Source organism: Citrobacter sp. RHBSTW-00029, assembly GCF_014104295.1.
Lineage (GTDB): Bacteria > Pseudomonadota > Gammaproteobacteria > Enterobacterales > Enterobacteriaceae > Citrobacter > Citrobacter youngae.
In genome coordinates this window covers 245,578-268,659 of the sequence record NZ_JABXRT010000001.1, presented here as the reverse complement: position 1 = coordinate 268,659, position 23,082 = coordinate 245,578, and the positions used below count along the sequence as shown (strand labels likewise).

The following is a 23,082-nucleotide window of genomic DNA, read 5'->3' as shown; positions in this document are numbered from 1 at the left end:
TTTTTATGATTACGCCACAGCCCGAAGAGAATAAAAAATATCGTTTTATCGCTAGTCTATGCAAAAATGATATGGAATGTTTATTTGAGGATCGCCGATGCCTGCCGTTAACTTGCGCCACATTGAAATTTTTCACGCCATTATGACAGCAGGCAACCTGACGGAAGCCGCACGGATGCTGCACACGTCGCAGCCTACCGTCAGTCGCGAGCTGGCAAGATTTGAAAAAGTTCTGGGGTTAACACTGTTCGAACGTACGCGAGGCCGGCTGCATCCCACAGTGCAGGGGCTACGCCTGTTTGAAGAGGTGCAACGTTCGTGGTATGGCCTGGACAGAATTGTGAGCGCCGCAGAGAGCCTGCGTGAATTTCGTCAGGGTGAGCTGTCGATTGTCTGCCTGCCAGTGTTCTCACAGTCCTTTTTACCGCCGCTGCTGCAGCCATTTCTCGAGCGCTATCCGCAGGTCAATATTCAGATAGTGCCGCAGGAGTCGCCGCTGCTGGAAGAGTGGCTGTCGGCACAGCGCCACGATCTCGGGTTAACTGAGACCCTGCATACCCCCGCCGGGACTAAACGCACTGAATTACTGTCGCTGGATGAAGTTTGCGTGCTGCCACAGGGACATCCGCTGACCGGGAAAGCAGTATTAACACCGCAAGATTTTCAGGGGGAAAACTATATCAGCCTGTCGCGCACCGACAGTTATCGCCAGTTGCTGGATACCCTGTTTAATGATCATCAGGTCAAGCGCCGAATGGTCATAGAAACGCACAGTGCCGCATCAATTTGTGCGATGGTACGTGCCGGCGTGGGGATCTCGGTAGTGAACCCGCTGACCGCCCTGGATTACGCAGGCAGCGGGATTGTAATCCGGCGTTTTAGTGTTTCGGTGCCTTTTACCGTCAGCCTGATCCATCCACTGCATCGCCCGGCATCCGCGCTGGTTGATGCTTTTACAGCACATCTACAGGCCCATCTCCACCGGCTTACTGACCCGCTGGAGGCTATTTTGCAATCTCAGGTGAAAGCATAAACGTCACGGCATCCTGCGCATGGATCGCCGCGGTATCGAAGACCGGCAACGGGCTCATTTCAGTGGGAACCAGCAGGCCAATTTCGGTGCAGCCAAAGATCACCCCTTGTGCCCCCTGACGAGCCAGTCGCTCAATCACGCTCAGGTAATAATCGCGGGAAATTTCGCTAAATTCACCAAGGCACAGTTCCTCGAAAATAATCTGGTTTATTTTCTGTCGGTCGTCAGCGTCAGGGATTAGCGTGCTAATGCCAAATTCCATCTGTAAACGCCCACGATAGAAATCCTGTTCCATGGTGTAACGCGTGCCCAACAGCGCGACGTTACTCATCTTCTGTTGTTGTATGGCCCGACCTGTTGCATCGGCAATGTGCAAAAACGGGACATCGCAGGCCGTTTCAATGGCCTCGGCCACTTTATGCATAGTGTTGGTACACAGCACAATTCCCTCAGCTCCCGCTTGCTGTAACCCCACCGCTGCCTGCGCCAGGATCTCCCCTGCCCGCTGCCAGTCACCGTTCGACTGACACGCTTCAATCTCATGGAAATCGACGCTGTGCAGCAGAATTTTCGCAGAATGCAGACCGCCCAGATTCTGCTTAACCCCTTCATTAATCAGACGATAATAAGGAATAGTAGATTCCCAGCTCATTCCGCCTAACAGACCGATCGTTTTCATCATTTACCCTTATTCGTGGTTGTCCTCCCAGTGAACCAAAGATGTGATCAACTTTCCACATCTGCCGGCGCACATTTCCTTTTTTTATTTTCTGATATAAATTTAATGAAATAATGTTTCATTATATTGCAAGGATATCGAATGTTTATTTTTCATAAAGAAACCACGCTTGAAGATCTGGGTAACGGCGTTACCCGGCGTATTCTGGCTCACGATGGCAAAATGATGGCCGTGGAAGTCAATTTCGAGCAGGGCGCAGTTGGCCCGATGCACAGCCATCCGCATGAACAACTCACGTACGTTTTATCGGGCGAGTTTGAATTTACGATTGGGGAAGAAAAGCATGTCGTCAGTGCAGGAGACACCCTGTACAAGCAACCCAATATTATGCACGGCTGCGTCTGTTTACAGCCGGGAACATTACTCGATACCTTCACCCCGGTGCGCGAAGATTTTCTGCACGAGTAATTTCGCTGTTCTCAAGCCGTGCTACTGAACGGTTTGAGAACACGCTAAAATGCGTACTCAGTTCACTAAAAATGAATGCGTTACAAGGTGGGGCATTTTCCTTCGATACCAGTTCGCATAAGCGTTAATCACCCAATGCGCCTCGCCATGTGGGCGATTACAGTCACGTTATCTTAATTAACGGTGACGGATCGCCATGACAAAAATGACAACAGCCACTCCACATGACGCAGTCTTCAAACAGTTCTTGTACCATCCCGATACCGCAAGAGATTTTCTGGATATCTATCTTCCATCAACCTTGCGGGAGCTATGTGATCTGCAAACGCTAAAACTGGAATCAGGCAGTTTTATTGAGGATAGCCTGCGAGCCAGCTACTCCGACGTGCTGTGGTCATTAAAAACAAACGAAGGCGATGGGTATATCTATGTTGTTATCGAGCATCAGAGTTCGCCAGACGCTCACATGGCATTTCGGCTGATGCGCTATGCCATGGCTGCAATGCAACGCCATTTGGATGCTGGCCATAAAACATTACCTTTGGTGATACCGATGCTGTTTTATCATGGCGCTCTCAGCCCCTACCCCTTTTCACTCTGCTGGCTGGATGAGTTTGACGATCCCGCATTGGCACGACAGCTTTACTCAGCAACATTTCCGCTGGTGGATATCACAGTAATACCCGATGACGAAATTATGCAACATCGCCGTATAGCACTGCTGGAATTGATGCAAAAACATATCCGCAAGCGTGATTTAATGGGATTAGTGGAACAACTAGTCTCGTTGCTGGCTACGGGATACGCTAATGACAGCCAGCTCAAAACGCTATTTAATTACATGATGCAGTTTGGAAATACGCCTCACGTTGATAAATTTATCCGTGAGGTTGCCCATCGGGTACCACAGCAAAAGGAACGTCTGATGACTATCGCGGAAGTATTGCAACAGGAAGCCAAACAACAAGAGGCATTACGCATTGCCCAGATGATGTTAGCGAATGGTATTAGTCATGAAATTATACTAAAGATAACCGGGCTGTCTGCTAAGGATCTCCTCGCCAGGCAGGCGGCTCCACATTGAAATAGGTAGCAATGGGAGCCCGATAATCAATTGATCTATCGGGCTTCCTGCTCACTTACACCCCAATATCTCTTAACTTCTCGCCAACCATCAGCTTACGTTCGATATGCTCAAGCGTAACGTTTTTGGTTTCAGGAATAAGCCAGAAGGTAATACCAATAAATACGACGTTCAGTGCGGTATAAAGCCAGAACGTACCGGCTGCGCCAATGCTGTCGAGCAGCGTCAGGAACGTTGCACCAATGATCATGTTCGACACCCAGTTGGTGGTGGTGGAGCAGGTAATACCAAAATCACGGCATTTCAGCGGCTGAATTTCCGAACACAGGATCCACACCACCGGCGCGGCGCTCATCGCATAGCCTGCAATACACATCATCGTCATGCCAACTGACAGCCAGGATAGTCCACTGGAAGCCGTGCCGTTATCAAACTGCATCAGGCAATATCCGAGCACCAGCGTCCCGATGGCCATTACGCTGAACCCAATTTTCAGCGCCGGTTTACGTCCTGCTTTGTCGACTGTGAAGACGGCAATAAAGGTAGCGAACATAAACGTTAAGCCAACCACCAGCGTGGCAATCATCTGCTGCTCTGTGGTGGTAAAACCCGCCATTTTGAAAATGCGCGGCGCGTAATACATGATGATGTTCATCCCGGTGAACTGCTGCATCGCCTGCAACAACATCCCAAGGAAAACCGCGCGGCGCACGTTACGGTTAATTTTAAACAGCGCCCAACCACCCTGCTTCAGCTTCAGGCTTTCACGGATTTCGTTCAGCTCATCGCGGGCCTTTTCTGACGTATCGCGCAGCATGCGCAATACTTCTTCGGCTTCAATGTGGCGACCTTTTTCCGCCAGCCAGCGCGGGCTGTTGGGCAGGAACACAACCAGGATAATCAGTAACACCGCCGGAAGCGCCAGCACGCCCAGCATAGCGCGCCAGTTACCGCTGTAGCTAAACGCCGTATCAGATAAAAAGGCCAGTACGATCCCCAGCGTTACCATCAGTTGATACATGCTGATCATCTTGCCGCGCACGTTCTCACTGGCCATTTCGGAGAGATAGAGCGGCGCGGTGTAAGAGGCGATACCTACGGCAACGCCCAGTACCACGCGGGCAAAAATGAGCATTTCTACGCTGGAGGCAAACGCCGAGCCCAGAGATCCGACGACGAAAAGGATCGCCCCCGCCATCAGACTGTATTTACGTCCCAGGCGGAATGACAGCCAACCGTTAAACAGCGCACCAATTGCCGCGCCCAGCATCATACTGCTTACCACCCACTCCTGCAGGCGGCTGGTCAACACAAAGTGATCGGTGATGAAAGGCAACGCCCCGGCAATCACGCCGATATCCAGGCCGAATAACAACCCTGCGACAGCCGCAGAAATAGAGACAAACAAGTTCATACGTCGCGTATCGCGCTGCGTACGCGGTGTTAAAGCAGCTTCATGATTAATTGAGACCATTTTTTCCTGCCAGATACAGAGTAAGCCATGTCGATGAAAGTAAGGGATCCCTTGCAGGAAGCGTCAGGCGGGAAACGGCAAAAACATGGATAAAATTGCTGCACCACATCGTTATGTGATGGATATTCCAATTTTAAAATTTATCGCTAATTACTCAATTAAATTTAATGCACTGATATTAAAGAGTATTAATTATTGCCAACCCATACATATATAATTATGTATGGATTAATTTATAAACAGAATATGGACTAAAATAACTTAACACCAAAAAAAACCCTGCCATTGGCAGGGTTTGTTGATGCTGGACGGTAAATTAACGCGCCAGCCACCCACCGTCGACCGCAACGGTATAACCGTTAATGTAGTCAGATGCGCTGGACGCCAGGAACACTACTGGCCCCATCAGATCGCTTGGCAGACCCCAACGGCCCGCCGGGATACGATCGAGAATTTCGGCGCTACGCTGCTCATCAGCACGCAGTTGCTGCGTGTTATTGGTCGCCATATAACCCGGCGCGATCGCGTTGACGTTGATGTTATGTTTTGCCCACTCGTTGGCCATCAGACGGGTGACGCCCATTACGCCGCTTTTAGACGCGGTGTAAGACGGCACTCGGATGCCGCCCTGGAAGGAGAGCATAGAGGCGATGTTGATAATTTTGCCGCCATTACCCTGCGCGATAAAGTGCTTCGCCGCCGCCTGAGACATGAAGAACACGCTCTTAATGTTCAGGTTCATCACGTCGTCCCAGTCTTTTTCGCTGAAGTCGATAGCATCGTCACGACGGATAAGACCGGCGTTGTTGACCAGAATGTCGATATGACCGAATTCTGCGACCGCACGCTCCAGCAGTGCCGGAATACCATCAATCTGACGCAGATCGGCGGTCAGGCTTAAAAAACGGCGGCCCAGTGCGGTAACACGTTCGATGGTTTCAGTCGGCTCAACAATGTTGATACCCACGATATCGCAGCCCGCTTCCGCCAGGCCCAGCGCCATACCCTGACCCAGACCGGTGTCACAACCCGTCACAACGGCGACTTTACCTTCAAGAGAGAATGCATTCAAAATCATTATAAATCCTTAAATTTTTATAATGCCCGCCACAGGCAGGCAAGGCTGTCGCCCGCAACTAGCGCAGATCTTTGACTGCAACATGGTCCATATCATCAAAGACCTGGTTTTCGCCGACCATGCCCCAAATGAACGTATACGCTTTTGTGCCGACGCCGGAGTGAATTGACCAGCTCGGAGAAATCACCGCCTGCTCGTTGTGCATCACTATATGACGCGTTTCCTGAGGCTGTCCCATCATGTGGAAGACACAGGTGTCCTCTTCCATATTGAAGTAGAAATAGACTTCCATACGGCGTTCATGGGTATGGCACGGCATGGTGTTCCACAGGTTGCCCGGCGCCAGTTCGGTCAGGCCCATGCTCAGTTGGCAGGTTTCCAGTACGTCCGGCACAAAATACTTGTTGATGGTACGGCGGTTACTCGTGAGATCATCACCCAACGTCACTGGCGCAACGTCGGCTGGGGTCACTTTTTTGGTTGGATAAGTCATGTGTGCCGGCGCGCAGTTATAATAGAACTTGGCGGGTTTTGCAGGGTCAATGCTTGCAAAAACAACTTCTTTTGCCCCTTTACCGACATACAGCGCATCGCGATGACCAATTTCATAGCACTGACCGTCAACGGTAATCGTGCCCGGTCCACCGATGTTGATCACGCCTAACTCACGACGCTCCAGGAAGTAGGTTACGCCCAGCTGTTTGCCAACTTCACCACCCACAGAGACGGTTTTGCCTACAGGCATAATGCCGCCAACAATGATGCGGTCGATGTGGCTGTAGACCATGGTGTATTCATCTGCGACAAACACTTCTTCTACCAAAAACTCATTACGCAGCGCCTGGGTATCCAGGGTTTTCGCATGCGCACTATGGATGCTTTGTCTTACGTCCACATTTACCTCCAGTGATAAATTGACCGTGAATTCTTGAGCGATAGCAAAACGCCGTTCCGTTTTACCTAATGCGTTCATGATATCCCTCCCGGGACGGGTTTTCAATTATAACTAAAACGATGTTTCACTTTTTCCGCATCTTATTATCAAAAGTGTAAGTGCGATCACGCCAGCGCGTATAAATAGCGAAATAGGTTTAAATAAAATCATTGAATAACAATAAGATAAATTTATTCATTCACTAGAGGTGGGGATAAAAAATGGAAAATTCAGCCGAGTTTATAGGCCGATAAGACACCTTTTCTAACAAAGTGCGCAGTTAATCACATGAAATGAAACAATGTTTTGATAAGTTGACTGTGTTTAGAGTGTATGTTTCTGTAACTGGCCTTGCCCTCCTGCTGGAGGGCTTTTTTACAGGTGCAGGGAAAACACTTAGAAAGGCGTTTAAGACGGTAAATGTAAGATCGTTAATCTCGTTCGATAGCGAGTGCCACCCCCTGGCCGCCGCCGATACATAACGTTGCCAGCCCTTTATGCGCCCGACGCTTCACCATTTCATGTACCAGTGAAACCAGAATCCGGCAGCCTGATGCGCCAATCGGATGACCGAGCGCAATGGCTCCGCCGTTCACATTCACCCGACGCTCGTCCCATTCCAGCATTTTCCCAACGGATAATGCCTGCGCGGCGAATGCTTCATTGGCTTCAATCAAATCGACATCCGCCAGTTGCCAGCCGACGCGCTCAAGGCAGCGGCGCGTCGCGTATACCGGAGCTATCCCCATGAGCGCAGGATCGACACCGACGCTGGCAAAGGCGCGAATGCGCGCCAGTATGGGTAAATTCAGCGCCTGCGCTTTGGCTTCGCTCATCATCATCACCGCGGCAGCGCCATCATTGATAGATGACGCGTTGCCCGCCGTGACCGAACCGAGTCTGTCGAAGGTAGGATCCAGACGCGCCAGCCCTTCGGCGCTGGCATCGGTGCGCGGCTGCTCGTCGGTATCCACCACAAAGGATTGCCCGTTACGCTGGGTCACTACCGGCACGATCTCATCTTTAAAGCGCCCGGCATCAATTGCCATCCGCGCTTTGTGCTGCGAATGAAGCGCGTAGGCGTCCTGTAATTCGCGGCTGATACCATATTCCCGTGCCAGGTTTTCCGCGGTAACGCCCATGTGATAATCGTTGAAGGCATCCCACAGCCCGTCATGCACCAGGCTGTCGACCAGTTGGCTGTTCCCCAGCTGTGCGCCGGTGCGGCTATCGGTAAGGACATGCGGGGCACGGCTCATATTCTCTTGCCCGCCCGCAATCACAATGTCGGCTTCGCCGCACTGGATAGCCTGGGTCGCCAGATGCAGCGCTTTCAGGCCCGAACCACAGACATCGTTAATGGTGATGGCGGAAACGGTATTGGGTAGCCCACCATTGATGGCAGACTGACGCGCCGGATTCTGCCCGGCACCTGCGGTAAGCACCTGACCGAGGATCACTTCATCCACGGCGTGAACGTCCACGCCCGTGCGTTCCAGTAACGCCCTGACTACCATGCTGCCTAATTCAACGGCAGAGTGGCGCGCCAGCGTCCCCTGGAAGCAGCCAATCGGTGTCCGTAACGCCCCGACTATCACAACCTCTTTCATCACCACCTCAGCGCAAAATAACACCGCAATAGTAGATGATTGTTAAAAAGAGTTATCAAGGTTGTTTAAAAACGGTGATTTTTATCACAAAGGAAATTCGTATCATTTATTGGTCATCTGAACGCCACTCTGCTGTAAATGGTCGCGCAGCCAACTTCCCGCCACGCCTGGCGGGGATTTCTTATTCCACAACAGATCGATAGAGATAGCCTTTGGCCAACCGGGCAGCGTCAATGGAACCAGCGGCTTTTCTGCGGCAAATTCTTCTACCAGCGCGCAAGGCAGCGCGCACCAGCCGAATCCCTGAACCGCCATACTCAGCAGCAACAAATAGTTGGGAGCAGACCACACAGGGCCGCGCGCCACGTTGGTACGGCTTTCCAGATAGGTGTTCAGACGCAGCTCGCGCCAGGTATGCAGCTGTTCCCACTGCAGTTTTTCCTGCGCCGCCAGCGGATGCGAAGCCGCAACATATAATCCCATCCAGGTTTGCATCGGCAGGCGCGTGACGCCCATGTCGGTCGGGTAATCCTCCCGCGCTTCGATCAACCCCACCTGAGCACGTCCTTTTTGCAGCAGATCGATCACGTCCTCGTCTTCACCAATCAGACATTCAAACTCGGTATGGGGAAACTTACGGTCAAACTGCACCATCAGTTCTTCCAGCACATCCGGATGCAGCGTATCTGACAACACGAAGGTCAAACGCGCTTCCGTTTCACCCGACAGCGAAATCGCCGCTTCGTCCAGACGATCGCTCGCTGACAGAATGGCCTGCACATAACCCAGCACCCGCTTACCTTCTTCGGTCAGCGTTGGCTGGCGTGATGAACGGTCAAACAGCGCAAAACCAAGGTCGGCTTCCAGATGCGCAATGGCCGTACTGATGGTGGACTGGCTTTTGCGCAGCCGCCGGGCCGCAGCAGAAAATGAGCCGCAGGAAACGGTCTCTACAAATGCCGTTAACGCTTCAGGAGAGTAACGCATGAACTATCTACTTTATCGATGGATACTATCTTTTAGATATCACATAAAACGATAAAATTGCCACCATTCCGTTATTCGGGCATCAAAGAAGGTTTTAGGTTATGCAACACGATACAGTCCAACGTCGCTCGTTAATGGAGCGCATTTTTCATGCCGTCTGCTTTGAAGGCATTGCCACCGCTGTTCTCGCACCAACCACCGCATGGTTGATGCAGCGCTCGGTACTGGAAATGGGCGGGCTGACCATTCTGCTGGCAACGACAGCAATGATCTGGAATATCATATATAACGCCCTGTTTGACCGCTTATGGCCGTCACATCTGGTGAAACGTACGGCTAAAGTACGCGCATTCCACGCGTTAGGTTTTGAGAGTGGTTTTATTGTGATCGGGGTGAGCATCGTGGCGTATGTGCTGAACGTCAGCCTGTTTCAGGCATTCACGCTGGAAATAGGTTTCTTCCTGTTCTTCCTGCCGTACACCATGTTCTATAACTGGGCATATGACACGTTACGCGAGCGTGTTATGAAGCGTCGCCAGCAGCGCGTTACTGCCTGATAATTCAAACAATAGCCGGAATTTTCTCAATTCCGGCTATTCATCCATTCACCAGCCCACTTGTTCACACCTCCCCCAGCCCCTCTCATTTGTGGTAAATTGCGCTTCTTTTTGTTTATTTTATAGTTGATACGTTCAAATAATGTCGAAATTTTGGTCAAAAGAAGAGACTCTCTGGAGCTTCGCACTATATGGGACTGCCGTCGGCGCAGGAACCCTCTTCCTTCCCATACAGCTGGGTTCTGCAGGCGCGGTGGTACTGTTTATCACCGCACTCGTCGCCTGGCCTTTAACCTACTGGCCGCACAAGGCGCTGTGCCAGTTTATTCTGTCGTCAAAAACCTCTGCAGGTGAAGGGATCACCGGCGCGGTCACCCACTACTATGGCAAGAAGATAGGCAGCCTGATCACGACGCTTTATTTTATTGCCTTCTTTGTGGTGGTGCTGATCTACGCCGTGGCGATAACCAATTCACTCACCGAACAGTTGGCAAAACATATCGAGATTGATCTACGCATACGCATGCTGGTAAGTCTCGGCGTGGTACTGGTGCTGAATTTAATTTTTCTGATGGGTCGCCAGGCCACCATCCGGGTGATGGGCTTTCTGGTGTTCCCGCTCATCGCGTATTTTTTATTCCTTTCGCTCTACCTGACCGGAAGCTGGCAGCCAACGCTACTCACCGGCCAGATGTCTGTCGATCAGCACACGCTTCATCAGGTTTGGATATCTATTCCCGTGATGGTTTTCGCTTTTAGCCATACGCCAATTATCTCCACGTTCGCCATTGATCGACGTGAGAAATATGGCGAGCAGGCCATGGGTAAATGCAAAAAAATCATGAAGGTAGCCTACGTCATCATCTGCCTGAGCGTGCTGTTTTTCGTTTTCAGCTGTTTGCTTTCGATTCCGACAAACTATATCGAGGATGCAAAAAATGAAGGCGTGACCATTCTGTCAGCACTATCGATGATGCCAAACGCGCCGGCCTGGCTGTCAATCTCCGGGATTATTGTTGCCGTCGTGGCGATGTCAAAATCGTTCCTCGGCACCTACTTTGGCGTGATTGAAGGGGCAACGGAGGTAGTAAAAACATCGTTGCATCAGGTGGGTGTGAAGAAAAGCCGGGCCTTTAACCGCGCCCTGTCCATTATGTTGGTCTCGGCTATCACGTTTATCATCTGCTGCATTAATCCTAATGCTATTTCAATGATTTACGCGATCAGTGGGCCGCTGATTGCCATGATTCTGTTTATCATGCCGACGTTATCGACCTATCTGATCCCGGCGCTGAAGCCGTACCGTTCAGTGGGGAACCTGATAACGTTGATTGTCGGTCTGCTGTGTGTATCCGTGATGTTTTTTGGCTAAATGACGTTATCAACGGCTCATTCATCAGTGCGTGAATGAGCCGTTAAACTAACTTATTTGATGTACGAATCCAGCACTTTCAGGATCACATCCAAATCCTCTTCACGCTTTATTTCATCGCCCTGATGCACAATGTGCTCGGTCAGATGACCTTTAATCACTTCACGCATTAATCCGTTTACCGCACCGCGGATCGCCGCAATTTGCTGCAACACAGCCGCGCATTCATGCGGTTCATCCAGCATGGTTTTCAACGCCGCTACCTGCCCCTGAATCTTACTGGTTCGGGCTTTCAGCTTCTGTTTGTCGCGGATCGTATGTGACATAACTTTACCTTTTTAACGTCTGGCTGTAGCGACAATACCATCGACATTCTACTGGGGGGTAGTATTTGATACTGGGGGGGAGTAGAATCCGGTGAAACAAAACAACTAAGAATCATTCTCATGGGTGAGTTTTCGACGCTTCTTCAGCAAGGCAACGCCTGGTTTTTCATTCCCAGCGCGATCTTATTGGGCGTGTTACACGGTCTGGAACCGGGGCATTCCAAGACAATGATGGCGGCCTTTATTATCGCCATAAAGGGGACTATCAAGCAGGCGGTGATGCTGGGGCTGGCGGCTACCCTGTCGCATACCGCTGTGGTGTGGTTGATTGCGCTCGGCGGGATGTATATCAGCAAAGCGTTTACAGCCCAGGCCGTGGAGCCCTGGCTGCAGTTTGTCTCGGCGATAATTATTCTCGGGACCGCATTCTGGATGTTCTGGCGGACCTGGCAGGGAGAGCAGAACTGGCTGGCCCAGACGCATCACGACCACGATCACGGGCATCACCACCACCATGATCATGACGATCATCACCACCACCATCATGACCACGATGACGATCATCACCATCACCATGACCACGATCATAACCATGCCGCGTTAGCAGGACTGAGCGAAAGTTCGAAAGAGTATCAGGACGCGCACGAACGCGCACATGCCACCGATATTCAGCGCCGCTTTGCGGGCAAAGAGGTCACCAACGGCCAAATTTTATTGTTTGGCCTGACCGGCGGGTTAATCCCGTGTCCTGCGGCCATTACGGTACTGCTGATTTGTATCCAGCTCAAAGCCTTTACGCTGGGGGCAACGATGGTGCTGTGCTTTAGCCTCGGGCTGGCGATAACGCTGGTAACGGTGGGCGTGGGCGCGGCAATCAGCGTGCAGCAGGCGGCCAAACGCTGGAGCGGATTTAACACGCTGGCACGCAAAGCGCCCTATTTTTCCAGCGTGCTCATCGCGATGGTCGGCGTATATATGGGGATTCACGGCTATATGGGGATCGTCGGTTAATATATGGGAGCGCAGCAGCGATAGCCGCTGCGCGTAGAACCAGGCTAGCTTGCGACATTCCCCCACACCAGTTGCCCTTTATGGAAGGTCGCAGTGCGTGGGGAGATTCGCGCGACCGCTTCCGCCGAGCAGGAGGCATCCACCAGCACAAAGCTGGCTTCATCCTGCGCTTTCGGCCAGACGCGCTCACCTTTATCGTTAAGCGGCAGCACATCACCGGTAGCGAGAAACAGCGCCCGCGACAGGTTGAGTTCATTCGGGCGAATATAGAGCTGCGCGTACAGATTCGCCTTCTCCAGCATGTCTCCCAGGCCGTACGGCGACCAGTGGTCAATCACGCTGTCGGTGCCGGTAATCACTTCCACGCCTTTGTCGCGCAGCTGTTTTAGCGGCATGTGCATCGTGCCAATCGGCACCGTCGAGGCAATGGTAATTTGCTGCGCCGCCATGCGGGCTGCCAGTTCATCCACCTGCTGCTCGTTCAGCGTAGACAGCGCAAATGCATGGCTGATGGTCAGTTTTCCCTTCAACTGCGGGGTTTTCTCAACCGTTTCCACCATGTAATTCACCGCCGCCACGCCCGCCGGACTGGTTTCATGCAGATGGATATCCACGCCTTTGTTGTAATCGAGCGCAATCTGGAACATGGTATCGAGTGATTTTTCCATCGCGCCGTCGACGCTGGTTGGGTCCAGACCGCCGACATACTGCGCTCCCGCCTGCATCGCTTCACGCATTAACGGTTCAGATTTTGATAACAGCAGGCCATGCTGCGGAAACGCCACGATTTCGCAGGCAAAACCCGGCTGGCGACGCGCCAGCACCTCCTGCAGGTTCTCCAGGTTTTTCAGTCCGGAAACCGGTTCGATATTGCAATGACTGCGGGCAATCGAGGTGCCTTTTGATTGCAGCAGATCGATAAGCTTTTCCGCCCGCTCCTGGGTATAAGGCTGGAGTTCAGGCAGCAGCTTTTGCTCCAGGCGGATCATATCCTGAATGGTGGTGCCCGCCGGACGGTTCAGCGAACGCCAGGGACCGCCGTAAAAGGTTTTATCCAGATGGATATGCATGTCGCGCATGGCGGGCAGCATCAGCTTTCCACCCGCATCGTAGTGCGGCAGCGCCGCATCCGGATGCTGCTTATTCTCGCGCAGCGCAACAATTTTCCCGTCCTGGATTTCAACGGTTTGCAGCGCGGTACGGGTATGTACCACCACCGAGTTTTCGTAATCAAACCCCGCTTCCAGCAGGACGTTATCCAGGTAATAGTGCTTATCGTTAATCGTCATTGTGCTCTTCGACCCGCAGGTGTTCCCGACAGGATTAGCAGCATACGCGACCGGGGCGACTGCGCCAAACAGCGCGGCAGCAGTGACCATTTTTCCGCTCTGGCTTAAAAATTCACGGCGGCTGTTACTTTCCTTCATTCGCATCTCCTCTCAGGAATGGACAATATGGGTGCCCGTTTCACCGCGCAGTGCGGCGGGCAGGCATTCCGGCGTGGTGATGATTACCCGCTTACCGCCACGCGCAAGGAACGTCAGGCTGGCAACGATTTTGGGTAACATACTGCCCGGCGGGAAGTGACCTTCCTGCATGTAGCGGGTCATTGTCGCAATATCCACCGTATCCAGCGCCTGCTGGTTGGGTTTGCCGAAGTGAATACACACTTTCTCTACGCCGGTGGTGATCACCAGAATGTCGGCGCGGATCTCCTGCGCCAACAACGCCGTGGAGAGATCTTTATCAATCACCGCATCCACGCTGTGATAATCCCCGTGCTCGCTACGCACCACCGGGATCCCGCCGCCGCCTGCGCCAATCACCACAAAACCTTGCTGAGTCAGCGTTTTGATCGCCTCTGCTTCAACAATACGTTTGGGTTCAGGGGAAGCCACAACCCGTCGGTAGCCGCGCCCCGAATCATCGACAAAGCGCCAGCCCGGATTGACCCGCAGCAGCTCATCGCGCTGCGCTTCGCTAAAGAACGCCCCGATAGGCTTGGTCGGATTAGCGAAGCCCGGATCGTTTTTGTCGACCTCCACCTGCGTGACCACCGTAACTGCCTTCTGCTCACCGCGCCGCGCCAGACGGTTATTCAGCGCCTGTTGGATCAGATAACCGATACCGCCCTGAGTATCGGCAACGCAGTTTGCCAGCGGGGTAAGCGGCAAACCTTCGCGTTCGTGCGCGATTTCAGCACGCCGGAGATCCAGCCCCACCTGCGGCCCGTTACCGTGTGTCAGCACAATGTTGTAGTCCGATGCCAACATCTCCAGCACCGTGTCCGCCACCGCCTTCACCGCTTCAGCCTGGTGCTCAATCGACTGGCTGGCGTTATCTTTGATAATGCTGTTGCCGCCAATGGCAACGACCACAAGTTCTTTCATCGTATTTTCTTCCGCTTGCAGGCGATTCAGGTTGTTTTCGTCGGTTCCTGCTCAGGCGCAGTAGCCGCTTCACGACTGTCGAGAATATGTTTGACGACAAACATGCCGCTCATCATCAGGTAGGCCACAACAAACATCATCGAGCTGCCCTCAGCAAAGCCAACTGCCGGGGAGTGGATCACGCCAAACAGCGACAGCAGTGCCCCAAAGGCTGCGGCAATCGCCCCGCCTAACGGCTTATTCATAATGGCGAAGATAGCGACACAGCCCCACAGCATGCTGGCCAGCGGCGCGCCGCTTCCCAGATGCACCAGTCCGTCGTAATAGACGCCTTTGCTGTGCAGCAGGTCACTGCCCAGTTTCCCCGCGGATGTTCCGGCGGCGCCCATCACGCTGTTAACGATGGTCAATGCCCAGTTAGCGATCCACGGGAACAGGCAGATGAAGATGACAGGAACCTCGACTTTGGGCGTTTCTCGCACCACCTGGTTGGCGGTCACCACACCGATAAACACCAGAATCGGCACTATCGCAGTCATCGGAATAATGGCGAGCATAAACGCGCCCAGCCCAAACAGCGGTACCAGGAACATGGTGATGCCTGAAGCGAGGGTATAGCCGATGCTGGCGCCCATCGCTTTCCAGCCCGCATGCCCAACATACACGGTCACCGGGAACGGATTGCCCAGCATGCAGCCGAGCATGGAGGCAAAGCCATTCGCCATCATCACCTTACGGGTGTTGTACTCATCCCCCGCCGCGTGCGCACTTTCAATGTTCTCAAGGTCGAAAATGTAGTTCGCCAGACCCAGAGGAACCGCAGAAGCCAGATACGGCAGCGCGTGCGGCAAACCTTGCAGGAAGCTGTCGACATGAATTTCCGGCGGGTTGAAGCCAAAGGAAGACATCGACGCTTTAATGGCTTCCGGGCTTTGTAAACCGGAGATCCACGCCAGGGCCGTACCGGCAATCAGCAGCAGCAAACCGGTAGGAATACGGGCAAAAATCGGCTTCTTACCGAACCAGTTGATGAAGATCAGCAACAGGACGATGAAAGAGACGGTCGGCGCTTCGAATGCCTGCAGCATCGGGTTCATCGCCAGCAGCAACAGTCCCAGGCCGGACAGACAAGAAAGCAGTACCGTACGTGGGATCATCTTGCGGATGGTTTCGCCCAGGAAGGAGCCGCCGACCAGGATTAACGCTTCTACAAAGCACCATACCAGCGCTATCTGGATAGCAAAGTTGGCATCTTTGGTTTGCTGATAAACCGGCATCAGTACCAGGAAGGTGACGGTAAAGATTGACGGTGCGCTCGGTCCGGACGGCAGCGCCGTCACGTCTTTACGCCCGGTGTGCTTTGCCATCTGCAGGCCAAACCAGGCGTAGCAGACGCTGGCCACCAGCACCGCCAGACCAAAGGCAGGCGCAATGCGACCATAGACAATTTCGGTAGGGATCCCGACGACAAAAATGAGCAGCCCCATCATTGTCAGCAGGTTAGTCAGGTTGTTGGTCATCAGCCCAAAGTAAGCTGCCCAGTCACCACGTTTCCATTCTAGTTTTATGCTGTTCATGGAATATCCTTAACAGGTTAAGCATCGTTTGCGATCGCGAAGATCGCCCAGCCCTGCAGGTAAGCAACGTTTTTCGCTTCGCTACTGTGGGGCTAACCGCGTCAGCCCCGATTGTTGTTATTGGCAGTAGCGGTCGCGCCAGTTGAGGATCGCCTTTTCAAAACAGGCGAACGGCGGGTGGACTATTCCGGCACCGATCATGCCGATCCCCGCGTCTTTGTGCGCAATTGCGGTGTTGATCACCGGCAGAATGCCGGTGCTGCCCACGCGCGTAATATCGATAGCGGTCGGTACGCCCATAAAACCAAGCAGCGGAATGGTGACGTTGGGGTTTTCGCCGAGAGTGATTTCACGCATCTGGCGCGAGAAATCAACGGCCTCTTCGACCGTACCGCCCACCAGTGCCACGATGGCCGGCGCCGTCGCCATAGCGAAACCGCCAATGCCGTAGGTTTCGGTGATCGCGCTATCGCCAATATCACGTCCGGAATCTTCCGGCTTGTAGCCCGCAAACATCGGGCCAATCACCTGCTGCGCCGGACCGGTAAACCACTGACCCGGTAAGCCGCTGATGCGCAGACCGAACTCAACACCGTTTCGCGCCATCGTCGTCACCACGGTGCTGTATTCAATACCGTGGGCGGCGTCCATTGCGGCTTTACACATCGCCATCCAGGTCGGTCCGGAGAAGTAATCGCTGCTGAGGACGAACTCGAACACCTCACGCTGCTGCTCAACCGGATAGCCGGTCTGAATAATCCACGGCGTCAGCGCCTGAATCAGCAGCGCCGTCCCGGCGTTGTTACGGTTATGGCACTCATCGCCCATGTGTAGCGCCTGCGCCAACATCAGGCGCAGATCGATTTCGCCCGCCAGCTTCATGGCGTCGCGCAGCATCGGTCCCAGCACATCACGCATCCAGTTCAGACGATCGATAACGCTCTGATCGTTCGCGCCCATACGCAGGATCTTCGCCATCTGCTCGCTCATATTGGTATATGCGCGGTTGCCGTAGGTTTTGTTCTCAACGATGTGCATAAACATGGATGCTGACGTCACACCCGCCATCGAGCCAACGCAGTCATGCTCGTGGCACGGAGAGAAGATAATTTCGCCCGAGGCGGCCAGTTCGGCGGCTTCATCCAGATCTTTCGCCAGGCCTTCAAACACCAGCGCCCCTGTGACCGCGCCCTTCATTGCGCCGCACATTTTTTCCCAGCGGATTGGCGGCCCGGCGTGCAGGATGGTGTTACGGGTCATCCCCGGCACGACATTGATTGCCTGGTCATAACCAATCAGCACCGGATGCGACTGGATAATACGTTCCAGCGCCTGCTGGTTAGCTGCAGCGATTTTGTCTGCCAGCGGCGAATCGGCAATCTCGTCCAGTGCCGCAACCACCTGCATGTTGCCCTGGCCCGGCGGCGTCCAGTCGAGCTGGGTCACGGGAACGTTCTGCTTTTTCAGGTCATCGCTGAACATCGCGATACCGACATTAATCACATTCAGCGGCTGGTTAAACAGTGTCTGGCTCATCAGGCTTCCTCCCCTTTACAGATAAATTCACGCGCCAGCAATCCGGTGTTGGTGCTACTGCTCGCCCAGATGACGCCAGCATCGGTCAGCATCTGGCACTGTTTTTCCAGTGACGGCGTATCAAGATCGGTTCCCAGCACATAGCCGAGGATCTCAAGCGGACGACCGTCTGAGGCGGCGATCGCTTTGGCTTCAACGATCGCGTCGAGCATCACGCCAACCGGATCTTCATGCGATCCAAAACCAAGGACGAAGTCCATCACGATCACGCCGACTTCAGGATCGCGCGCTTCCTGCAACAGACGACTAATGCGGTTGGTGGGATCGATCATCGGGTGCGGTTTGCCGTTGGTAAAATCGTCATCACCGAAATCGAGGAAGGTATGCGCCACGCTGCGATTGAGATCTTGCAGGCGGAACGCCGGATCCGGATGAATGTTGCTGTAAACTTCGGCATGTTTTTCCATGGCAGCAAACATCGCCTCATCGCACAACGTGCCACCGCAGAACAAGCCACGGATGTACTTTTGTTGCGGGGTCAGACGGGCGCGAACCTCTTCAATCAGCGGCCAGTTGAGCGGATGCAGATCCAGGCTCTCTTTTTTCACGCCGGTCAGCAGCACCGCTTTCAACGCCGCCTCTTTAGTACCGCGGGCAAACTGCAGGCCTTTTTCATCCGCAGGCGCGGCTTCACGTCCGAGGAAACACACCACCACGGGCTTATGACAGGCGCGCGCACGTTCCAGCACCTTGCGCGCCACCGCTGGCGCAGGAGGTTTGGAGATAAGCGCGATGATCTCAGTTTGCGGATCGGCCTCCAGCATGCCAATCGCGTCAAGCATCATCAGGCCGCCAATCTTCTCACTCAGATCGCGTCCACCGGTGCCAATCAGCTGGGAAATTCCGCCGCCAAACTCGTGAATGCGTACGCTCAGCTCCTGGCTACCGGTACCGGACGCACCAATAATTCCGATGTTGCCGCGACGCACCGCGTTGCCAAAACACAACGCCGCGCCGTTAATAATGGCGGTTCCGCAATCAGGCCCCATCATCAACAGCCCTTTTTCATGCGCCAGCTGCTTGAGCGCCAGCTCGTCGTCGAGGGACACGTTGTCCGAGAACAGCATCACGTTGAGGTTGTTTTGCAGCGCCTGACGTGCCTCGCGCGCGGCAAACAGACCGTTAACCGAGATCACCGCCAGGTTGCTGTCAGGAACATGTTTCTTCGCGCTGGCGAGCGTAGCGTAGCGCGCTTCATGCTGGCCGCCCTGCTCTTTATGCGTGAACAGATCCTCAATCGCCACCAGCGTCTGCTCGTTCGCCGCTTCGCTGGCGCCTTTAATGACAATCATCAGATCGCCACTTTTCGCCTCTTCCAGTTCAGGCGTGAGCAGGCCGAGATTCTTCAGCACGCCCTTATTCATTTCTGTCGCCATAGCCACGAACGCCTGCTCCACACCATCGAGCTTATTTGCGCGTGTTGAAATAGACATCAGTGAGACCGAATCAAAGTACGTATTCTTTTTAACAACTATCCTGATCGACATAATTCCCTCCGGACCTGTGGCTCAGGGCGCAGGCATCTGCCATGCCGTACAGCATGTCGCAGCCAGAACTTGAGCCGATATTTTTAATATCAGTTATATATTGCGTAGAAACGGGTTGTTGCTCAGTAATAAATTGGTTCAGCAGCCGTCCAACGCTTTCCCGATAACGCTGATGAAAAGCTTCCTCTAATGTTATTTTGCTGAGTAGCGTCGTATTATTTCCGGCACATTGTAAAGCTGCTAAAAAATCTTCACGATATTTTCCCAGCGGGTGTCCTGGAATAAATAAGATGGTACTTAGACCAACTAAATAATCATCCGATGATGGCGTCAGCCCAATCCCCAGACCAATTAAATGGCTGACCGCTGTAGAGATATTTTCTCCAGTACGCAACGCCGTCAGTAATGTCTGGCGACGCTGTAGTAGTTCACGGGTGATTTCCTGAAAAAACGGATTGTCACCCTGATACAAAAATAATGTGTCGTCGCTTCTTAGCTGTTGGCGGATAACCTCTTCCCAATGCTGCCAGCCGACTGCGGCAAGACTTGCTGCATCAGATGTCCACCGTGGTATTCGCCACAGCAGGCAACCGGCGGTTTCTATCCATTTATCATTGCCAACAACTATTCCCGACCCGCTAAAATTGACCAGCTCACCGGGGTGAAACAGGTCTTCACAATGCGTCAGCGCCAGCCGACAGCTGTTAGGCGCGTTATCACAATCTTCACTCAATAACGTCAGCAGCCGCTGCTGTTCAGGTATCAACAGGTTTACCGCGTGGGAAAAAACCTGTTCAACCCGCCCCGTTCCCCGGAAAGCGAGAAACGCGCCGTCGGCGGTTAGCGCCCGAACGCATCGCCGTGATGGCGTGGCGATAGCGGCGCTCCTCTGTCAGGCTCCGGCGGCAATCAGCAGCTCGGCAATTTCGTGGTAACCTTTCTCCCGCGCCAGTTCCAGCGGGGTTTTACCGTATTTATCCGTCATGTGCGGGTTCGCGCCATGGTCGAGCAGCAGCTTGACGATCTCCTGCTGCTTCGCGCCGCCGTCGTTAAGTACGATAGCTTCCAGCAGCGGCGTCCAGCCAACGAAATTGGTGTGGTTGACATTAATATCGGTACGCAGCAGCAGCTCACGCACGATCTCGACATGGCCTTTTTCGCTGGCAGGCGTAATGCCGACACCGCCAAAACGACTCAGACGCTCAAGATCCGGGTTAGCCGGTAATACCAAACGCAGTAGCGTTAAGTCATTTGTCAGGCAGCTAATCAGGAATGGATTAAAGCAGGTTTGATCTTGCTTATTAATATCAGCACCGGCGGCAATCAATAAAGAAACACAATCGTAATGCTTATTCAGGCTGGCAATAATTATGGCAGTACGGCCCTGACGGTTGGTGGCATTAATATCCACATTTTTTTCCAGACAGGATTTTAATCCTTCGACGTTACCCTGTTCTGCCGCCAGCAGAAATTCAGTAATAAGTTCTTTCTCTGACATAATCACTCTCCTGCGGTTTTTTAGACTCTTCATATTTCCGATAACCTGAGAATAGCAACAGAGTTTAGAGAATAACATCCGCTTAAATTTCATTCATCGTAAGCGTGTCGATTGTTGAATCAAATTTAATAATGAGAGTAAAACGTGCTGTAGTGCAATCTTTCCTTTATGACGGAAGCCGTTTTAGCGATGAATCAGAGCCTGGGGAAATCAAGCGTTATGCAGCACGGATAGCGGGTCACAACTAAAATACAGAAGTGTGATTGCCTTCAAATCAAATGTAACCCTAGTGTTAAATTCTGTTCAAAACTGATTGCTCTCGATAAGGATTACAAATACATTCAACAATCATCGTATCGTAGACATCGCAGCATGGTCTGAGGGGAGAACGGATGAATTCAATTTTTACCGAGGAAAACCTGCTGGCCTTTACGATGGCAGCGCGCTACAGCAGTTTCAGCAAGGCCGCTGAGGAGCTTGGCTTAACAACGTCGGCCATCAGCTACACCATCAAACGTATGGAGATGGGGCTCGATGTGGTGCTGTTTACTCGCAGTACCCGCAGCATTGAGCTCACCGAGTCCGGTCGCTACTTCTTTCGCAAAGCAACCGACCTGCTGAATGACTTCCACGCCATCAAGCGCAGCATCGATACTATCGCCCAGGGAATTGAAGCGAGGGTACGCATTTGCATTAACCAGCTGTTGTATACCCCACAGCATACTGCACGGCTGTTACAGGTACTCAAAAAGCAGTTTCCGACCTGCCAGATAACCGTCACCACCGAGGTGTATAACGGCGTCTGGGATTCGATCATCAACAACCTCGCCAACATCGCTATCGGCGCGCCCGATACGTTACTGGACGGCGGCGGCATTGATTACACTGAGATTGGCGCGATCCGCTGGTCGTTTGCGATTGCCCCGGATCATCCGCTCGCCTTTATGCCAGAACCTATTTCTGAGAGCCAGTTGCGCCTGTACCCGAACATCATGGTGGAAGACACCGCGCACACCATTAACAAGAAGGTCGGCTGGCTGTTACACGGACAGGAGTCGATTCTGGTTCCTGATTTTAATACCAAGTGTCAGTGCCAGATTCTGGGTGAAGGCATCGGCTTTTTACCGGACTATATGGTACGCGAAGCGATGGAAAAGTCGCTGCTGGTCACGCGGCAGATCCACAACCCGCGTCAGGATTCACGCATGCTGTTGGCAACCCAGCACGCAGCAACCGGTCGCGTAACGCAGTGGATTAAAAAAGAGTTTGGCCCACAAGGGGTACTGACGGGGATTTATCAGGATCTGCTGCATCGGCAGTGATGCGCCGGATAGCGGGGATGCGTTCCAGCGCTCGTGTGATAATCAGGCGCGAATATCGTCGTACTCGCGAGTTTTATCGAACTCATGTTTGGCAAACGGACACAGCGGGATCACTTTGCGGTTTTCAGCGCGCATTTTCTCCACCACCTTCGCTACCAGCAGCTTACCCACGCCCTGACCTTTCAGACTGGCGTCGACATCGGTATGCTCAATGATGCTCAGATGCTCGCCCGTCGGCACAAAAACAATCTCGGCGACCTGCTTGCCTTCAGCATCGTTCACATAAAATTTGTTGTGGCCTGCAAGAATTTCCATGGTTCCCTCACTCATTTCTGGCGATATTTCAGCGCACCGCTCGGACAAGTATCAATAACCCTGATAACCGTCGCAACATCGACTTCATCCGGGATGATCCACGGTTTACGCTTCAGGTTAAAAAGCTTTGCGCTTCCTCGTACGCAATTACCCGAATGTTGGCACATCCCCGTGTTGAAATAGACATCAATCTTCTCGCCGGTATAGGCCCGGTAACCTGCATCCAGTAGTTCCTTATCCACGACATTGCCTCACATTTTTTTATTGTCTGGGTCTAATCATAG

Annotated in this window: 23 protein-coding genes; 7 read left to right on the top strand and 16 right to left on the bottom strand. The window is 52.9% G+C overall.

Annotation, left to right across the window (positions count from 1 at the left end):
• The first annotated feature begins 97 nt into the window (after positions 1 to 97).
• Positions 98 to 1,033, top strand: a complete 936-nt coding sequence (locus HV041_RS01375; protein WP_048213118.1) for a LysR family transcriptional regulator — start codon at positions 98 to 100, stop codon at positions 1,031 to 1,033.
• Here the strand turns inward: HV041_RS01375 and HV041_RS01370 are convergent.
• Positions 1,005 to 1,712, bottom strand: a complete 708-nt coding sequence (locus HV041_RS01370) for an aspartate/glutamate racemase (protein WP_115642931.1) — start codon at positions 1,710 to 1,712, stop codon at positions 1,005 to 1,007. The two genes, HV041_RS01375 and HV041_RS01370, sit on opposite strands and share 29 nt — an antisense overlap.
• Positions 1,713 to 1,853: 141 nt before the next feature.
• Here HV041_RS01370 and HV041_RS01365 point away from each other — a divergent pair, with 141 nt between their 5' ends.
• Both HV041_RS01365 and HV041_RS01360 read left to right on the top strand, forming a co-directional pair.
• Positions 1,854 to 2,180, top strand: coding sequence for a cupin domain-containing protein (locus tag HV041_RS01365; RefSeq protein ID WP_121585012.1), 327 nt, complete (start codon positions 1,854 to 1,856; stop codon positions 2,178 to 2,180).
• Positions 2,181 to 2,376: 196 nt separating this feature from the next.
• On the top strand, positions 2,377 to 3,264 hold the full coding sequence (locus HV041_RS01360; protein WP_048213121.1) for an Rpn family recombination-promoting nuclease/putative transposase: 888 nt from the start codon (positions 2,377 to 2,379) through the stop codon (positions 3,262 to 3,264).
• A 55-nt stretch (positions 3,265 to 3,319) separates the two neighbouring features.
• Here HV041_RS01360 and araE read toward each other — a convergent pair whose 3' ends face one another.
• The 5 genes from araE to HV041_RS01335 form a co-directional block, all read right to left on the bottom strand.
• Entirely contained in the window at positions 3,320 to 4,738 is a 1,419-nt protein-coding gene (araE, locus tag HV041_RS01355; protein WP_121585013.1) for an arabinose-proton symporter AraE, read from the bottom strand.
• 316 nt (positions 4,739 to 5,054) lie between these two features.
• Entirely contained in the window at positions 5,055 to 5,816 is a 762-nt protein-coding gene (kduD, locus tag HV041_RS01350; RefSeq protein ID WP_003033923.1) for a 2-dehydro-3-deoxy-D-gluconate 5-dehydrogenase KduD, read from the bottom strand.
• A gap of 58 nt (positions 5,817 to 5,874) precedes the next feature.
• Positions 5,875 to 6,711, bottom strand: a complete 837-nt coding sequence (gene kduI / locus HV041_RS01345) for a 5-dehydro-4-deoxy-D-glucuronate isomerase (RefSeq protein ID WP_005123391.1) — start codon at positions 6,709 to 6,711, stop codon at positions 5,875 to 5,877.
• 470 nt (positions 6,712 to 7,181) lie between these two features.
• Positions 7,182 to 8,360, bottom strand: a complete 1,179-nt coding sequence (locus tag HV041_RS01340) for an acetyl-CoA C-acetyltransferase (protein WP_005123390.1) — start codon at positions 8,358 to 8,360, stop codon at positions 7,182 to 7,184.
• 102 nt (positions 8,361 to 8,462) lie between these two features.
• Positions 8,463 to 9,347: a LysR family transcriptional regulator gene (locus tag HV041_RS01335; RefSeq protein ID WP_048213122.1), complete on the bottom strand. Its 885-nt coding sequence runs from the start codon at positions 9,345 to 9,347 to the stop codon at positions 8,463 to 8,465.
• A gap of 101 nt (positions 9,348 to 9,448) precedes the next feature.
• Here HV041_RS01335 and HV041_RS01330 point away from each other — a divergent pair, with 101 nt between their 5' ends.
• Positions 9,449 to 9,904 (top strand): multidrug/biocide efflux PACE transporter, encoded by a 456-nt coding sequence (locus HV041_RS01330; protein WP_048213123.1) that lies wholly within the window; start codon positions 9,449 to 9,451, stop codon positions 9,902 to 9,904.
• A gap of 142 nt (positions 9,905 to 10,046) precedes the next feature.
• Complete coding sequence (locus tag HV041_RS01325) at positions 10,047 to 11,276, top strand: amino acid permease (RefSeq protein WP_115601522.1); 1,230 nt, start codon at positions 10,047 to 10,049, stop codon at positions 11,274 to 11,276.
• Between the two features lie 53 nt (positions 11,277 to 11,329).
• On the opposite strand, the gene rcnR is transcribed toward HV041_RS01325, so the two are convergent.
• Complete coding sequence (gene rcnR, locus HV041_RS01320) at positions 11,330 to 11,602, bottom strand: Ni(II)/Co(II)-binding transcriptional repressor RcnR (protein WP_003033900.1); 273 nt, start codon at positions 11,600 to 11,602, stop codon at positions 11,330 to 11,332.
• Positions 11,603 to 11,722: 120 nt separating this feature from the next.
• Between rcnR and HV041_RS01315 the strand changes: the two genes are divergently transcribed.
• Positions 11,723 to 12,613: a nickel/cobalt efflux protein RcnA gene (locus tag HV041_RS01315; protein WP_165712624.1), complete on the top strand. Its 891-nt coding sequence runs from the start codon at positions 11,723 to 11,725 to the stop codon at positions 12,611 to 12,613.
• A 44-nt stretch (positions 12,614 to 12,657) separates the two neighbouring features.
• Here HV041_RS01315 and HV041_RS01310 read toward each other — a convergent pair whose 3' ends face one another.
• The 7 genes from HV041_RS01310 to HV041_RS01280 form a co-directional block, all read right to left on the bottom strand.
• On the bottom strand, positions 12,658 to 14,040 hold the full coding sequence (locus HV041_RS01310) for an amidohydrolase family protein (RefSeq protein ID WP_121585015.1): 1,383 nt from the start codon (positions 14,038 to 14,040) through the stop codon (positions 12,658 to 12,660).
• Between the two features lie 12 nt (positions 14,041 to 14,052).
• A complete protein-coding gene (locus HV041_RS01305) occupies positions 14,053 to 15,003 on the bottom strand; it encodes a carbamate kinase family protein (RefSeq protein ID WP_121585016.1) in 951 nt (316 codons plus the stop codon).
• A 26-nt stretch (positions 15,004 to 15,029) separates the two neighbouring features.
• Entirely contained in the window at positions 15,030 to 16,580 is a 1,551-nt protein-coding gene (locus HV041_RS01300) for a xanthine permease (protein ID WP_165712627.1), read from the bottom strand.
• 117 nt (positions 16,581 to 16,697) lie between these two features.
• Complete coding sequence (locus HV041_RS01295; protein ID WP_003033887.1) at positions 16,698 to 18,116, bottom strand: DUF1116 domain-containing protein; 1,419 nt, start codon at positions 18,114 to 18,116, stop codon at positions 16,698 to 16,700.
• Positions 18,116 to 19,663 (bottom strand): acyl-CoA synthetase FdrA, encoded by a 1,548-nt coding sequence (fdrA, locus tag HV041_RS01290; RefSeq protein ID WP_165712630.1) that lies wholly within the window; start codon positions 19,661 to 19,663, stop codon positions 18,116 to 18,118. The genes HV041_RS01295 and fdrA overlap by 1 nt, the downstream gene beginning before the upstream one ends.
• Positions 19,641 to 20,429: a DUF2877 domain-containing protein gene (locus HV041_RS01285; RefSeq protein WP_121585018.1), complete on the bottom strand. Its 789-nt coding sequence runs from the start codon at positions 20,427 to 20,429 to the stop codon at positions 19,641 to 19,643. The genes fdrA and HV041_RS01285 overlap by 23 nt, the downstream gene beginning before the upstream one ends.
• 126 nt (positions 20,430 to 20,555) lie before the next feature.
• On the bottom strand, positions 20,556 to 21,161 hold the full coding sequence (locus HV041_RS01280; protein ID WP_101741593.1) for an ankyrin repeat domain-containing protein: 606 nt from the start codon (positions 21,159 to 21,161) through the stop codon (positions 20,556 to 20,558).
• Between the two features lie 392 nt (positions 21,162 to 21,553).
• Here HV041_RS01280 and HV041_RS01275 point away from each other — a divergent pair, with 392 nt between their 5' ends.
• The gene (locus HV041_RS01275) at positions 21,554 to 22,483 is read left to right on the top strand and encodes a LysR substrate-binding domain-containing protein (RefSeq protein WP_005123372.1); all 930 of its coding nucleotides are present in this window, start codon (positions 21,554 to 21,556) and stop codon (positions 22,481 to 22,483) included.
• 42 nt (positions 22,484 to 22,525) lie between these two features.
• Here HV041_RS01275 and HV041_RS01270 read toward each other — a convergent pair whose 3' ends face one another.
• Together HV041_RS01270 and yjdI are read right to left on the bottom strand one after the other, a co-directional pair.
• Positions 22,526 to 22,798, bottom strand: coding sequence for a GNAT family N-acetyltransferase (locus HV041_RS01270; protein WP_121585501.1), 273 nt, complete (start codon positions 22,796 to 22,798; stop codon positions 22,526 to 22,528).
• Between the two features lie 11 nt (positions 22,799 to 22,809).
• A complete protein-coding gene (yjdI, locus tag HV041_RS01265; RefSeq protein ID WP_005123368.1) occupies positions 22,810 to 23,040 on the bottom strand; it encodes a 4Fe-4S mono-cluster protein YjdI in 231 nt (76 codons plus the stop codon).
• Positions 23,041 to 23,082: the final 42 nt, after the last annotated feature.

Coding starts and splice junctions, on each gene's coding strand:
- HV041_RS01295 (WP_003033887.1), bottom strand. CDS start 18,116: ATGAGCCAGACACTGTTTAACCAGCCGCTGAATGTGATTAATGTCGGT.
- HV041_RS01370 (WP_115642931.1), bottom strand. CDS start 1,712: ATGAAAACGATCGGTCTGTTAGGCGGAATGAGCTGGGAATCTACTATT.
- rcnR (WP_003033900.1), bottom strand. CDS start 11,602: ATGTCACATACGATCCGCGACAAACAGAAGCTGAAAGCCCGAACCAGT.
- HV041_RS01300 (WP_165712627.1), bottom strand. CDS start 16,580: ATGAACAGCATAAAACTAGAATGGAAACGTGGTGACTGGGCAGCTTAC.
- HV041_RS01270 (WP_121585501.1), bottom strand. CDS start 22,798: ATGGAAATTCTTGCAGGCCACAACAAATTTTATGTGAACGATGCTGAA.
- HV041_RS01305 (WP_121585016.1), bottom strand. CDS start 15,003: ATGAAAGAACTTGTGGTCGTTGCCATTGGCGGCAACAGCATTATCAAA.
- araE (WP_121585013.1), bottom strand. CDS start 4,738: ATGGTCTCAATTAATCATGAAGCTGCTTTAACACCGCGTACGCAGCGC.
- HV041_RS01375 (WP_048213118.1), top strand. CDS start 98: ATGCCTGCCGTTAACTTGCGCCACATTGAAATTTTTCACGCCATTATG.
- HV041_RS01365 (WP_121585012.1), top strand. CDS start 1,854: ATGTTTATTTTTCATAAAGAAACCACGCTTGAAGATCTGGGTAACGGC.
- HV041_RS01310 (WP_121585015.1), bottom strand. CDS start 14,040: ATGAAGGAAAGTAACAGCCGCCGTGAATTTTTAAGCCAGAGCGGAAAA.
- HV041_RS01280 (WP_101741593.1), bottom strand. CDS start 21,161: ATGTCAGAGAAAGAACTTATTACTGAATTTCTGCTGGCGGCAGAACAG.
- fdrA (WP_165712630.1), bottom strand. CDS start 19,663: ATGTCGATCAGGATAGTTGTTAAAAAGAATACGTACTTTGATTCGGTC.
- HV041_RS01330 (WP_048213123.1), top strand. CDS start 9,449: ATGCAACACGATACAGTCCAACGTCGCTCGTTAATGGAGCGCATTTTT.
- HV041_RS01360 (WP_048213121.1), top strand. CDS start 2,377: ATGACAAAAATGACAACAGCCACTCCACATGACGCAGTCTTCAAACAG.
- HV041_RS01315 (WP_165712624.1), top strand. CDS start 11,723: ATGGGTGAGTTTTCGACGCTTCTTCAGCAAGGCAACGCCTGGTTTTTC.
- HV041_RS01325 (WP_115601522.1), top strand. CDS start 10,047: ATGTCGAAATTTTGGTCAAAAGAAGAGACTCTCTGGAGCTTCGCACTA.
- kduD (WP_003033923.1), bottom strand. CDS start 5,816: ATGATTTTGAATGCATTCTCTCTTGAAGGTAAAGTCGCCGTTGTGACG.
- HV041_RS01340 (WP_005123390.1), bottom strand. CDS start 8,360: ATGAAAGAGGTTGTGATAGTCGGGGCGTTACGGACACCGATTGGCTGC.
- HV041_RS01335 (WP_048213122.1), bottom strand. CDS start 9,347: ATGCGTTACTCTCCTGAAGCGTTAACGGCATTTGTAGAGACCGTTTCC.
- HV041_RS01275 (WP_005123372.1), top strand. CDS start 21,554: ATGAATTCAATTTTTACCGAGGAAAACCTGCTGGCCTTTACGATGGCA.